General features: G+C 32.4%; 3 protein-coding genes. 2 read left to right on the top strand and 1 reads right to left on the bottom strand.

What is annotated here, in order from left to right; genetic code table 11:
- On the bottom strand, window positions 1-721 hold a 721-nt coding region (locus tag MVY38_RS10005; protein ID WP_297485778.1), incomplete at its 3' end, for an MASE1 domain-containing protein.
- Between MVY38_RS10005 and MVY38_RS10000 the strand changes: the two genes are divergently transcribed.
- Together MVY38_RS10000 and MVY38_RS09995 are read left to right on the top strand one after the other, a co-directional pair.
- On the top strand, window positions 603-1,079 hold the full coding sequence (locus MVY38_RS10000) for a M20/M25/M40 family metallo-hydrolase (RefSeq protein WP_297485771.1): 477 nt from the start codon (window positions 603-605) through the stop codon (window positions 1,077-1,079). The two genes, MVY38_RS10005 and MVY38_RS10000, sit on opposite strands and share 119 nt — an antisense overlap.
- An 8-nt stretch (window positions 1,080-1,087) precedes the next feature.
- Window positions 1,088-1,234: Rid family hydrolase (locus MVY38_RS09995; RefSeq protein ID WP_297485776.1), on the top strand; the 147-nt coding region annotated here is incomplete at its 3' end.

Raw genomic sequence — 1,234 nt, 5'->3', positions numbered from 1 at the left:
TATTCAAAAAACTTTCAAATTTATCCTCCCACTTTTCAAAAGGCAAAAAATGACTTAAACCAGCATTAAGAAATTCATTTATCCAGTTAAGTTTCTGGTTGATGATAGTGGTGATGAGTTCTGATTTCGTGCTAAAATTATCTTTTAATCTTTGTTTATCTGAAAACTCTGTTTTATTGTAGAGAAAAATAATGAAAATAAGAGTTAATATAACAGGCAAAACAAGTGTCAAATAACGAGGTCGCCAAATTGATCTTGGTTGACCAATTATCACTAATAAAAGGGGAGCAAATATAACAAAGCCAATATAGTCGCCGAACCACCAATCCAAATAATGAGAAAAGATTGATATGGTACTAATATTTGTTGATAAGAAAAATTTTGCAAGGCTGTTTAAAGTTGTTGAAATGAGTGCTATAAGAGGGCCAATAAGCAGGTACAGTTTTATAATTGAGTGGCTTGATATTAAAGGATTGGGATAGCCAATAAAAAAACGAATGAGAAAAGCGCCGATATAGTACTGAACCAGACCAGTAAAAATAAATAGACTATTAATAAGCAAGTTGCTTAATACAAATTGTTCATTTGGATAAAGTGCGAAGTTGATTAAAAGTTGTGCTAAGTATAAAGCAGGAATAATTTTATATCCCCAAACTAAAGCTGAAATTACCCCGATACCAACACTTGGCCATATAAGTATAGCCTGGCTAGGGTTATTCAATGCAAAAACAACACAAAAAGAAGTTCGAGCATTTGTTCAAAAGTATTTGAAAGATTTTGACTATGAGCTGCGTTTAACACAAGGTTCGTATCCGTTTAAAACGAATACAGATACAAAACTTGTTAAAAATATTGATGTAGCTATTGAAAAAGTAACAAATAGAGTGCCAAAACACTCAACAGCAGGTGGAACAAGTGATGCACGATTTATTGCTGCGTTTGGAATAGATGTTATAGAGTTTGGTGTGAAAAATGATACAATTCACTCTATAAACGAGAGAACAACGGTAGAAGAAGTGGAAGGTTTATATGAGGTTTTTTCAATACTCATTAAAAATTGGAATACAACAAACAGATAAGGAAAAAAATGAAATTTATACAGACAAATAAAGCACCATCAGCGATAGGACCATATTCACAAGCAACTGTTGTTAATGGTATAGTTTATACTTCAGGACAAATTGCATTAACACCAGAAGGTACAGATGAACTTTTAAGTGAGGATGTGGGTGTA

The organism is Sulfurimonas sp., assembly GCF_027056685.1.
Classification (GTDB): Bacteria; Campylobacterota; Campylobacteria; order Campylobacterales; family Sulfurimonadaceae; genus Sulfurimonas.
The sequence above is the reverse complement of the archived record's forward strand: the minus strand, read 5'-3'. Positions and strand labels throughout refer to the sequence as shown.